The organism is Pararhizobium arenae, from assembly GCF_001931685.1.
Classification (GTDB): Bacteria; Pseudomonadota; Alphaproteobacteria; order Rhizobiales; family Rhizobiaceae; genus Pararhizobium; species Pararhizobium arenae.
The window spans coordinates 226,007-238,082 of sequence record NZ_MOOY01000005.1 but is presented as its reverse complement, the minus strand read 5'-3'; the positions used below and the strand labels follow the sequence as shown (position 1 = coordinate 238,082).

The following is a 12,076-nucleotide window of genomic DNA, read 5'->3' as shown; positions in this document are numbered from 1 at the left end:
GCGGCGCCACATCGGCGCCGCCTTTTTTGTTGTCAGGAACGGGCAGGCTCCGCCGCCGCCGCAGCTTCGAGCCTGCGCCGGCCATGTTCGGCATATTTCTGCGCGATCACCGCGCAGGCCATCAGCTGGATCTGATGGAACAGCATCAGCGGCAACACGATGCTGCCGATGCTCTGGCCGGCAAAGATGACATTGGCCATGGGAACGCCGCTCGCCAGGCTCTTCTTCGAGCCGCAGAAGGTGATCGTGATCTCGTCCTCACGGGAAAAGCCGAGTTTGCGGCTGCCGAACATCGTCACGAGCAGTACGATGGCGAGCAGCAGGATATCGAGCCCGATGACGACGGCGATATCGCGCGCCGAGAAGGTGTGCCAGAGGCCTTCTGTCACCGCCTCGCTGAAGGCGAGATAGACGACCATGAGGATCGAGCCGCGATCGACCGGCATCAGCAGTGTCTTGCGGGCACGGATGAAATCCCCGATCCAGGGTTGCAGGATCTGGCCGAGCAGGAACGGCGCCAGCAATTGCAGCAGGATCTGTTCCAATGCATCGAGCGAAAAGCCCCCCTGCCCGCTCGCCGTAAACAAAAGCCCGACCAGCAGTGGCGTCAGGAACATTCCGAAAATATTGGAAGCGGACGCGGCGCAGATCGCCGCCGGCACGTTGCCGCCTGCCATCGAGGTGAAAGCGATCGATGACTGCACGGTCGAGGGCAGAACGCAGAGAAAGAGAATTCCGGTGTAGAGCGCCGGCGGCAGGATCGATTCCGGGATCAGCCCGGCCGCAAGCCCGAGCATCGGGAAGAAGCAGAAGGTCGTCGCGAGGATGACGAGATGCAGGCGCCAGTGCAGAATGCCCGCGAGCACCACATCCCGCGACAGGCGCGCCCCGTGCAGGAAGAACAGAAGCCCGATCGCGATCTTCGTCGCCAACCCAAACCATTCGGCCGGCGCGCCGGAAATGGGCAGGACCGAGGCGAGTGCCACGGTCAGGACAAGCAGCAAGGTGAAGGTATCGGGCAGGAAACGGCGCATCGCAATCGGTCGTCCTAGAGTTTGTCAGGGAAAAGTGGGAACCGGCTTTCCCGAAAAGACAAACGAAATCAAAGAAACCTACAGACTTTACGGGCAGGAGCGCCGCATCATTGCCATTACGGCACCGAATGCAAGGCGTAACGGGACCGAACAAGTGGCAAGATCTTGCTATCTCGATGACCGGCGGCACGCTATGCCCGCCGCGGGCCCGACAGGATCAGAGCCTTTTCAGGAATGCGTCCACGTCTTCCTCGGTCGTCGCAAAGCTGGTGACGAGCCGGTACAGGCCCTCATCGGCCGCAACCGAGCTTGCCAGCTGATGCGGAACCGGCCAGTCGTAGAACACTGCGCCGTCCTTCTGCAGGGTTTCGGCAACCGCCTTCTTCAGGATGACAAACAGCTCGTTGGAACCCGTTGGCCACGCAAGGCGCGCCGAAGACGAAGCCTCTATACCCGCGGCGAGACGGTTTGCCATGCCGTTCGAATACTTGGCCAGATCGAGCCAGCGATCGTTTTCCAGATAGGCATCGAACTGGGCGGCGATAAAACGCGATTTTGAGAACAGCTGAGCGGAGCGCTTGCGCAGGTAGTGCATCTCCTGCGCCCGGGCCGGGTTGAAAAGGATCAGCGCTTCGGCACACCAGCAGCCGTTTTTCGTGCCACCGAAGGAGAGAAGCTCCACGCCGCGTTTCCAGGTCATCTCTGCCGGCGAGACATCGAGCGTCACCAGCGCATTGGCAAAGCGGGCACCATCCATGTGAAGCGGCAGATGATAGCGCTTGGCGATGTCAGAGATGGCATCGATCTCATCAAGCCCGTAAACGGTCCCCGCCTCCGTCGCCTGCGTCAGGGTGACAGCCATCGGCTGGCCGCCATGGACGAAGCCCGGCGGAAAGCGCTTGATTTCCGCTTCCAGCTTCGTCGGGTCCATCTTGCCGTTTTCACCATCGACCGGCGCCATGCGCGCGCCATGGGAGAAGAATTCCGGCGCGCCGCATTCATCGACATTCACATGCGCTTCACGGTGGCAGAATATCTGTCCGCCCGGCTTGTTGGCGCTGGCAAGCGCCAGAGAATTGGCCGCTGTGCCGGTTCCGACGAAGAACACGGAGACGTCGTGCTCGAACACGTCCGAAAGCGTCTTCTCGACCTTCTTGTCGAGATCGCTGGTGCCATAGGCGGAGGCAAAACCGGTAGACGCCTTGACGAGGCTTTCGGCAATGGCCGGATGGGCGCCAGCCCAGTTGTCGGAAGAAAAAATCATGATGCTGTCCTGTGGATGACGCTCGCGAACGCGGCCGGGCAGACCATAAACTGATGTTTCGGAGGTGCAACCCATTCGTTAAAAGAAGAACAATCCAATACCAGTTTGAAACCAAAGAGAAGAAACGTGCCGTTGCACGAAATTTAATTACTCAAAACTGAAACTATCGGCAATGTTTGGCAAAATTCGTCCGATTATTTTGTATTGGTACTCTTGCGATCCCCGGCGCTTTCTGGCATAGAGCCTATGAAATAGGACAGCATGACTGTCCTATTTCGGTCTCGAGACCGGAACCGACCGTCAAACGCACCGCTCGCGTATAGGGTCGTCGATCGAAAGTCGCTGCCGAAACCCGGTTCGCGCTCACATCGCCACGGTCGCGAACAATCTGCCTGATTGTGCGACGCATCATTTGCGACCGGATCAGGATCATGTCACGATAATGCCGGTGCAGCTTGCGGGATTTCCGCGGCGACGCCCCGGACTGCAGGACCGCCCGAGCAAGGGCCCAACAGGAGGGAAGACGATGACGGATTTCACGCCATCACAGGAACTGGAACTCGACCGCGCACTTAACACTGCGACGGCCGAGAAAACCACGTTCGGCCTCCCGAAGAAACAGGGCCTCTACGATCCGCGAAACGAACACGATGCCTGCGGCGTCGGCTTCGTCGCCCATATGAAGGGCGAGAAGTCGCACCAGATCGTCAAGGACGGCCTGTTCATCCTCGAAAACCTGACGCATCGCGGTGCCGTCGGCGCCGACCCGTTGATGGGTGACGGCGCGGGCATTCTGGTGCAGATTCCCGACCGCTTCTTCCGCGAGGAAATGGCGGCGCAGGGTGTGACCCTGCCGAAGGCGGGCGACTATGCCGTCGGCTATATGTTCATGCCGCAGGATGAAGCGCAGGTCGATCACTTCAAGAAGGTGATCACCGATGTCGTGAGCGAGGAAGGCCAGGTCCTGCTCGGCTTCCGTGATGTGCCGGTCGATAATTCCTCGCTCTCCAAAGCGCCGGATATCGCAGCCACCGAACCGCGCCATGTGCAGGTCTTCATCGGCGCCGGCCGCGATGCCGCAACCAACGCCGAGTTCGAGCGTCGCCTGTTCACGCTGCGCAAGGTGATCTCCAACCGCATTTACGATGCTTATCAGGGCGCTGAGACCGGCTTCTATCCGGTGTCGCTGTCCTCGAAGACCATCGTCTACAAGGGCATGTTCCTCGCCTATCAGGTTGGCGCCTATTACAAGGACCTCGCCGATCCGCGCTTCGAATCCGCCGTTGCCCTCGTGCACCAGCGTTTCTCTACCAACACCTTCCCGTCGTGGAAGCTCGCGCACCCCTACCGCATGGTCGCCCACAACGGCGAAATCAACACGCTGCGCTCCAACGTCAACTGGATGGCGGCGCGTCAGGCGTCCGTGTCCTCGCCGCTCTTCGGCGACGACATCTCCAAACTCTGGCCGATCTCTTACGAAGGACAGTCGGACACCGCCTGCTTTGACAACGCGCTGGAATTCCTGACACAGGGCGGTTACGCGCTGTCGCATGCGATGATGATGCTGATCCCCGAAGCCTGGGCCGGCAACCAGCTGATGAAGCCGGACCGCAAGGCGTTCTACGAGTATCACGCTGCCCTGATGGAACCGTGGGATGGCCCCGCTGCCGTCTGTTTCACCGATGGCCGCCAGATCGGCGCGACGCTCGACCGCAACGGTCTGCGCCCGGCCCGCTATATCGTCACCGACGACGACCGCGTCATCCTTGCTTCGGAAGCCGGTACGCTGCCGGTGCAGGAAGAACGCATCGTCAAGAAATGGCGCCTGCAGCCCGGCAAGATGCTGCTGATCGATATGGAAGAAGGCCGCATCATCTCCGACGAGGAGCTGAAGTCGTCGCTCGCAAGCCGTCACCCCTATCGTCAGTGGCTGGACAACACCCAGCTCATTCTCGAAGAGCTGAAGCCTGTCGAGCCCCGCGCGCTGCGCCGCGACGTGTCGCTGCTCGATCGCCAGCAGGCGTTCGGCTACACCCAGGAAGACACCAAGATCCTGATGTCGCCGATGGCGACCACCGGCCAGGAAGCCATCGGCTCTATGGGCACCGATACGCCGATCTCGGCGATGTCCGACAAGACGAAGCTGCTCTACACCTATTTCAAGCAGAACTTCGCGCAGGTCACCAACCCGCCGATCGACCCGATCCGCGAAGAGCTGGTCATGAGCCTCGTGTCCTTCATCGGCCCGCGCCCGAACATCCTCGACCATGAGGGTGCTGCCCACGCCAAGCGCATGGAAGTGCGCCAGCCGATCCTGACCAATGGCGATCTCGAAAAGATCCGCTCGATCGGCCACACGGAAGACCGTTTCGACACCAAGACGCTCGACTTCACCTATGACGTCTCGCGTGGCGCCGAAGGCATGCCGGAAATCCTTGACCGTCTCTGCGAACGCGCGGAAGCGGCGGTCAAGGGCGGCTACAACATCATCGTGCTATCCGACCGCCAGATCGGCCCGGATCGCGTCGCCATCCCAGCGCTGCTCGCAACGGCGGCCGTGCACCATCACCTGATCCGCAAGGGGCTCCGCACCTCCGTCGGCCTTGTCGTCGAAACCGGCGAGCCGCGCGAAGTGCACCATTTCTGCCTGCTCGCAGGCTATGGCGCCGAAGCGATCAACCCTTACCTCGCCTTCGACACGCTGCTCGACATGCACAAGCGCGGCGAATTCCCGAAGGAAGTCGATGCCAGCGAAGTCGTCTATCGCTACATCAAGGCGATCGGCAAGGGCATCCTCAAGGTCATGTCCAAGATGGGCATCTCGACCTACCAGTCCTACTGCGGTGGCCAGATCTTCGATGCCGTCGGCCTCTCCTCCGAGCTTGTCGATCGCTACTTCTTCGGAACGGCAACGCAGATCGAAGGCATTGGTCTCGACGAAATCGCCAAGGAAACCTTCGCCCGCCATCAGGCGGCCTTCGGTTCCGACCCGTTGCTCACCCGCACGCTCGATATCGGCGGCGAATATGCCTACCGTATGCGCGGCGAAGGCCATGCCTGGTCGCCGGATTCAATCGCATCCCTGCAGCATGCCGTCCGCGGCAATGCCAAGGACCGCTTCACCGAGTTCTCGCAGATGGTGAACGGCGCGGCCCTGCGCATGAACACCATTCGCGGCCTCTTCAAGATCAAGGACGCCGCCGAGATCGGCCGCACGCCCATCTCGATCGATGAGGTCGAGTCGGCTGCCGATATCGTCAAGCGCTTCTCGACCGGTGCGATGTCCTTCGGCTCGATCAGCCGCGAGGCACACACGACGCTTGCCATCGCCATGAACCGGATCGGCGGCAAGTCGAACACTGGCGAAGGCGGCGAAGAGAGCGATCGTTACTTCCCGCTGCATGATGGCTCGCCCAACCCAGAGCGCTCCGCCATCAAGCAGGTCGCCTCCGGCCGGTTCGGCGTCACGACCGAATATCTGGTTAATGCCGACATGCTTCAGATCAAGGTGGCGCAGGGTGCAAAGCCCGGCGAAGGCGGCCAGCTGCCCGGCCACAAGGTCGATGCGACCGTCGCCAAGACCCGCCATTCGACCCCGGGCGTCGGCCTGATTTCGCCGCCGCCGCACCACGACATCTATTCGATCGAAGATCTGGCGCAGCTGATCTACGACCTGAAGAACGTAAACCCGGAAGCCGATGTCTCGGTCAAGCTTGTCTCGGAAGTCGGCGTCGGTACGGTTGCCGCCGGCGTCGCCAAGGCGCGCGCCGACCATATCACCGTGTCCGGCTATGACGGCGGCACCGGCGCGTCGCCGCTGACCTCGCTGAAGCACGCCGGCAGCCCGTGGGAAATCGGCCTTGCCGAAACCCACCAGACGCTGGTGCTGAACGGTCTGCGCTCGCGCGTCGCGCTGCAGGTCGACGGTGGCCTTAAGACCGGCCGCGACGTCATCATAGGCGCGCTTCTCGGCGCCGACGAATTCGGCTTCTCGACCGCGCCGCTGATCGCCGCCGGCTGCATCATGATGCGCAAGTGCCACCTCAACACCTGTCCGGTGGGTGTGGCAACGCAGGACCCGGTCCTGCGCAAGCGCTTCAAGGGTGCGCCCGAGCATGTCATCAACTACTTCTTCTTCGTCGCCGAAGAAGTGCGCGAAATCCTAGCATCGCTGGGCTTTGCCAAGTTCGACGACATCATCGGTCTTTCGGAACTGCTCGAAAAGGATGCGATGATCTCGCACTGGAAGGCCAATGGCCTCGACTTCAGCCGCATCTTCCACAAGGTCGATGCGCCGAAGGAAGCCACCTACTGGACGCAGAAGCAGAACCACCCGATCCACGACATTCTCGACCGCAAGCTGATTGCGGAAGCGATGCCGGCGCTCGAATCCAAGACCCCGGTTTCGATCGATGTCGAGATCAAGAACGTCGACCGCTCGGCCGGCGCCATGCTCTCGGGCGAAGTCGCCAAGCGCTACAAGCACAAGGGCCTCAAGGAAGACACGATCTCGGTCAAGCTTCGCGGTACGGCCGGTCAGTCCTTCGGCGCCTTCCTCGCCAAGGGTGTCACCTTCGAACTGATCGGCGACGGCAACGACTATGTCGGCAAGGGTCTCTCGGGCGGCAAGATCATCGTGCGCCCGCCGGAAAACGCCAGGATTGTGCCGGCCCAGTCGATCATCGTCGGCAACACGGTGCTCTACGGCGCGATCTCCGGCGAGTGCTACTTCAATGGCGTGGCCGGCGAACGCTTCGCCGTGCGCAACTCGGGTGCCATCGCGGTTGTCGAAGGCGTGGGTGACCACGGCTGCGAATATATGACCGGCGGTGTCGTCGTCGTTCTCGGCGAGACCGGCCGCAACTTTGCAGCGGGCATGTCCGGCGGTGTCGCCTATGTGCTGGATGAAAGCGAAGACTTCCCCATGCGTTGCAACATGGCCATGGTCGAGCTTGAGCCGGTTCCGGAAGAAGATGAGCTGCTTGAGAAGCTGCATCATCACGGCGGCGACCTCATGCACAAGGGCATGGTCGACGTTGCCGGCGACATGACGCGCCACGACGACGAGCGCCTCTACCAGCTGATCTCGAACCACCTGCACTACACGGGTTCGCCACGCGCCAAGGAAATCCTCGATCACTGGGTCGAGTTCCGCCCGAAATTCCGCAAGGTCATGCCGATCGAATACCGGCGTGCGCTTGAGGAAATGGAGCGCATGCGCATGAGCGTCGCAGCCGAATAAGGCTGCGGCTTGTGAAGCTTCACAGGCTGGTTTCGTTCGCTGTAGCCGTCGCGGTCCCCGGGATCGCGACGCTCGTGAACGGCGAAGTCAGGATAGAATTCATCGTACTGGGTTTGGTGGTCGGAGCCGCCTACTGGTACTGGGGGCCGACAGGCGCCTCTCTTTGAGTGAGGGTTTTTAAAGTGGGCAAGGTTACAGGCTTCATGGAAATCGACCGGCAACTGGCAAAGTACCAGCCGGCTTCCGATCGTATTCGCCACTTCCGCGAATTCACCATTCCGATGTCAGAGCCGGAAGTACAGAAGCAGGCGGCGCGCTGCATGGATTGCGGCATCCCCTTCTGCCACGGGCCGACCGGCTGTCCGGTTCATAACCAGATCCCGGACTGGAACGATCTTGTCTATAACGGCAACTGGGACGAGGCGATCCGCAACTTGCATTCGACCAACAACTTCCCGGAGTTCACCGGCCGCATATGCCCCGCGCCGTGCGAGGAAGCTTGCACGCTGAACCTCGAGGACGCCCCGGTCTCGATCAAGACCGTGGAGCAGGCAATTGCCGACAAGGCCTATGAGATGGGCTACATCGTGCCGCAGCCGGCCGTCGTGAAGACCGGCAAGAAGGTCGCGATCATCGGGTCTGGTCCCGCCGGCATGGCGGCAGCCCAGCAGCTTGCCCGCGCCGGCCATGAAGTTCACGTCTTTGAACGCGAAACCAAGCCGGGCGGCCTGCTGCGCTACGGCATCCCGGACTTCAAGATGGAGAAGAACTTCATCGACCGCCGTGTCGACCAGATGCGCGGCGAAGGCGTCACGTTCCATTGCGGCGTCAATGTCGGTGTCGATCGCACCGTAGACAGCCTCATCGAAGAACACGATGCCGTGCTTTACTGCGGCGGCTCGGAAACCCCGCGCGATGCTGGCATTCCCGGTGTCCAGTTCGCAGGCGTGCATGACGCGATGCCCTATCTCGTCCAGCAGAACCGCCGCGTTGGCCGCGAAAACATCGACAGCGTCGGCTGGCCGTCCGATCCGATCCTCGCCGGCGGCAAGCATGTCGTCGTCGTCGGTGGTGGTGACACCGCGTCCGACTGCGTCGGCACCGCGTTCCGCCAAGGCGCCGTCAAGGTCACCCAGCTCGACATCCGCCCGCAGCCGCCGGAAAAGGAAGACAAGCTTGCCGTCTGGCCCTTCTGGGCGACCAAGATGCGCACCTCCTCCAGCCAGGCCGAAGGCGCGATCCGCGAATTCCAGGTCGCGACGCTTGAATTCGTCGGCGACGAGGATGGCATCCTGACGGGCGTGAAGTGCTGCCAGGTCGACGAGCGTCGCAAGCCGATCGCCGGCACGGAGTTCGTCATCAAGGCGGATCTCGCCTTCATCGCCATCGGCTTCCGCGGCCCCTTCACCGACAGTGTCCTCAAGGATCTCGGCGAGCGTCTGGCGATCAACACCGACAAGCGCGGTTCGAGCAACGTCATCGCCGATGACAACGACTACAAGACCTCGGTCGACAAGCTTTGGACGGCCGGCGACGTTCGTCGCGGCCAGTCGCTCGTCGTCTGGGCCATCCGTGAAGGCCGTCAGGCGGCCCGTGCCATCGATGAGGCGCTGATGGGCTCGACCGTCCTGCCGCGTTGATCGAACCATTGATGAATCACGAAAGGCCGGAGCTATTCCGGCCTTTTTCATTTTTCAGCCGATCAGTTACGGATCACCGGGTTGCTCAGGATCGTCGCGGGTTTCGCCAGCCGGAAATCATCCACACGGCCTTCCGGGGCGGCCGCGACCTCTCCCTTCTCGACCAGCAGGTCGCGCGGGCTCTTGCCGCTGACGACAGGGATGGCGGCGGCGTCCATCAGCGCATTGCCGCCGTCGAGATCAGGATCGCTGAGGCTGATCGGCTGGGTCTGAATGATATCCTCGTTCGCCGCCGGCGCATTGACGATCAGATCCTTCAGATCATCCCCGCTCGGAATGTCGGAGTTCGCGGCGGCCGCATCGCCAAGTATCTGGCGGATGTCCTTCTCCACATAGAATGCAAGTTTGCGCTTGCCTGCCTTCGTCAGGTTGATGCCGTCGGAGCCGCGCAGGCGCACCTGCTGGCCGTTGATATCGGAGCCGGTGATGATGAACTTGCCGCCCTCGTCTACGAAGCCGTCCCAGACATCCACGAATGTACCGCCGACCTTCTCCGTCTCGGTGCGAAACAGCGTATTGAAAGTGACCATGTCCGCCGTCATCGCCGTGGATTGAAACGCGGGCATGCCGACCCAGAGCAAGGGCGTGCCGTTGCCGCGCACCACAGATGCCAGCGCCGCGGCACGGCGGGTATATTCGTTAATCCAGACTTCGGTTTTGAATTTTTCCTTGGCCGTGCCGATTGCCATCTGCTGGCGATCGTTTGCGCCAAGGCTGATGATGATGAGGTCAGGCTTCAGTTCTTCGATATAGGTGGGCAGCGTTTTCTGCCAGTTGAAGTAATCCTCCCGCACCAGACCCGAGGAGCCGCTGGCGCGACTTTCGACGACGATGCCGGGCGTGGTTTCGAACGCGCTGTCCAGTCCATCCGCGAGGCTGCCGGCAACGAAATCACCGACGACAAGGACCTTTTTGGCGGCCGCAGACTTCTCCACCACCGGCTTCGGAGGTTCCGTCGTCACGGTCACAACGGACTTCTGGCGCTTCTTCTGGTTCCGTGGCTGTTGTTGCCGCTGGCGCGATTGCCGCGGCTCCAAGGCCGGAACGTCATCATAAACGGGAGGCCGCTGTTGCCGGCGCCCGAAGAAGAATTCGAGCAACGTCCGCCGTTCCTGCGCGTTGGCCTCCCGAGGAACGAGAACGACCAGCGGCGGCGCGACGAATGCGAAGGCCATGACGACCAGAACGACGGAACGCTGGTATCGGCGAAAACTGAAAGCGGCCATCTTGTCCATTGTTGTGTTTCAACCCAGCCGTCAAGCGCTTCGACCCGTTGGCGAGTCAGCTCCCGCCAGAATGCAGGATGAATGCGCCGGAAAATGGGAGCATGACCTATATTGCCGCCAATGACTACCGCCTGCGCAAACGGGGGACAAATGTGCCCCCCGAACGCCGAAGGATCAGTTCCTGAGAGCCTTGAGCAATTTCTGTGTCGGCTGGCCATCCGGGGTCATGCCAAGGCGGTTCTGAAACGCCTGGATTGCCGCTTTTGAGCCGGAGCCGAAATTGCCGTCGACTTCGCCTTCATAATAGCCAAGTTCCTTCAGACGGCTCTGGAGCTCGAACTTCTGCTTGATATCCAGCGAACCATCCGGTCGTGCCCAGGCCTGCTGCATGCCGCCATAGCCGGCGATTTCGTCGGCAAGCAAGCCCACGCCGAGCGCGTAGGAATCCGAAGCGTTATAGCGTTTGATGACGAAGAAGTTCTTGGTCATCAGGAAACCCGGGCTGCCGGCACCGCCGGGCATCTTCAATTCGGCGCGTTGGCCGGAATTGCGGAAGCCCTTGCCATTGGGACGGGTAAAGCCGAGCGCTTCCCATTGGCCAAGCGTCTTCGTCTGGCCGGCATACTGGCCGCCGTTCTTCGGGACCGCGATTTCATAGCCCCAGGTCTGCCCCGTCTGCCAGCCGTTCTTCTTCAACAGGTTGGCGGTTGTTGCCAGCGCATCCGGGATCGAGTTCCAGATGTCGCGATGCCCGTTGCCGTCGGCATCGATCGCATAGAGCAGGTAACTCGTCGGAATGAACTGGGTATGCCCCATCGCGCCTGCCCAGGAGCCGTTAAGCTCGCGCGGCGTCACGTCTCCGGACTGCAGGATTTTCAAGGCTGCGATCAGCTGGGTCTTGGCGAATTTTGCCCGCTTCGGATCGGCATAGGCAAGCGTTGCGAGCGCTCGCGGCACGTAGTGAAGCCGGTCGTCCTTTTCGAGCACGGCACCGTAGTTCGACTCCATGGACCAGATCGCCAACAGAACGGACCGCTCGACACCAAAATGGCGCTCGAGAGCGGTAAGCGTCTTGGCATGCTTCACGGCCATTTCCTGCCCGATCCGCACCGTGTACGGATTCACCCGGCTATCGACATATTCCCAGATCTTGTGTTTGAATTCCGGCTGATATTGCGCCTTCTGCAAAACCGACGGATCTGGCGTCTTGATGCCCGCAAACGCGGCCCTGTAGGTCGCCTTGGTGATGCCAGCCTTTGCGGCGGTGTCGTAGAAGCTGTTGATCCAGGTCTGGAATCCCTGATCGGCAAAAGCGGGTGTCGACGCCATAACAGCGGCAGCTGTCATGAAGGCGGCGGTTGCGGCGCGGCAAAGCAGGGATGTGCGGTTCTTCGTCATCGGCGTCGTTCCGTTTTCATCGCCGCTTCGCCTGGAGAACACGAAGCGGATCAGGTCCACATTTACTGACTTGCAACGGACCTCTCGTGAAAATATGAGAAATCTATTGCGTCGTTTCGAGGCATTCTGCGTTAACAGCGATGCCGAAAGCGAAGTCTAGGAAAATGAGGTCAACAAATTCTTTACCATGAAGGGGCGGATTCGTCTTCCTT

General features: G+C 61.1%; 6 protein-coding genes. 2 read left to right on the top strand and 4 right to left on the bottom strand.

From position 1 onward, the window contains the following. Positions 1 to 32 precede the first annotated feature (32 nt). Together BLX89_RS12830 and BLX89_RS12825 are read right to left on the bottom strand one after the other, a co-directional pair. Positions 33 to 1,034 (bottom strand): bile acid:sodium symporter family protein, encoded by a 1,002-nt coding sequence (locus BLX89_RS12830; RefSeq protein ID WP_075291302.1) that lies wholly within the window; start codon positions 1,032 to 1,034, stop codon positions 33 to 35. A 217-nt stretch (positions 1,035 to 1,251) separates the two neighbouring features. Continuing rightward, on the bottom strand, positions 1,252 to 2,298 hold the full coding sequence (locus BLX89_RS12825) for a threonine aldolase family protein (RefSeq protein ID WP_075291535.1): 1,047 nt from the start codon (positions 2,296 to 2,298) through the stop codon (positions 1,252 to 1,254). Positions 2,299 to 2,824: 526 nt separating this feature from the next. Here BLX89_RS12825 and gltB point away from each other — a divergent pair. Together gltB and BLX89_RS12815 are read left to right on the top strand one after the other, a co-directional pair. Continuing rightward, a complete protein-coding gene (gene gltB / locus BLX89_RS12820; RefSeq protein ID WP_075291301.1) occupies positions 2,825 to 7,540 on the top strand; it encodes a glutamate synthase large subunit in 4,716 nt (1,571 codons plus the stop codon). 182 nt (positions 7,541 to 7,722) lie between these two features. After that, on the top strand, positions 7,723 to 9,180 hold the full coding sequence (locus BLX89_RS12815) for a glutamate synthase subunit beta (RefSeq protein ID WP_075291300.1): 1,458 nt from the start codon (positions 7,723 to 7,725) through the stop codon (positions 9,178 to 9,180). A 62-nt stretch (positions 9,181 to 9,242) separates the two neighbouring features. On the opposite strand, the gene BLX89_RS12810 is transcribed toward BLX89_RS12815, so the two are convergent. Next, the gene (locus BLX89_RS12810; protein ID WP_083637474.1) at positions 9,243 to 10,475 is read right to left on the bottom strand and encodes an SGNH/GDSL hydrolase family protein; all 1,233 of its coding nucleotides are present in this window, start codon (positions 10,473 to 10,475) and stop codon (positions 9,243 to 9,245) included. Positions 10,476 to 10,640: 165 nt separating this feature from the next. After that, a complete protein-coding gene (locus BLX89_RS12805; RefSeq protein WP_075291533.1) occupies positions 10,641 to 11,864 on the bottom strand; it encodes a lytic murein transglycosylase in 1,224 nt (407 codons plus the stop codon). Between the last annotated feature and the right edge of the window lie 212 nt (positions 11,865 to 12,076).